This window comes from Streptomyces sp. SID486 (assembly GCF_009865385.1).
Classification (GTDB): Bacteria; Actinomycetota; Actinomycetes; order Streptomycetales; family Streptomycetaceae; genus Streptomyces.
The window spans coordinates 1-275 of the sequence record NZ_WWJT01000330.1 but is presented as its reverse complement, the minus strand read 5'-3'; the positions used below and the strand labels follow the sequence as shown (position 1 = coordinate 275).

1 protein-coding gene is annotated in these 275 nt (G+C 68.7%); it reads right to left on the bottom strand.

Annotation, left to right across the window (positions count from 1 at the left end; translation table 11 throughout):
- Positions 1-209 (bottom strand): CbtA family protein (locus GT045_RS15285; RefSeq protein ID WP_161295172.1); only part of this gene is annotated, 209 nt, incomplete at its 3' end.
- Between the last annotated feature and the right edge of the window lie 66 nt (positions 210-275).

The window sequence follows — 275 nt, the reverse complement described above, 5'->3', positions numbered from 1 at the left end:
AGGACGCCGGTGGCGAGGCCCGCGGTGGACTGCAGGGAGCGGGAGACGACCTCCATCTCGTGTTCGTGGGAGTGGGCGTCCTCGAAGCTGATCGCCTTGTCCACGCTCGGCTCACCGAGGAGGTAGGCCGCGATCAGGGCGAGCACGCCGGCCGCGAGGCCGGAAAGCATGCCACGTATGAGGAGGTTGCGGACGGTTGCGGAGTTCATGTCGGTGCGGTTTCCCTCGCGTCAGTGGCAGGGGAAGCCGAGCAGGTGGCGGGCGTCGTGCACCCA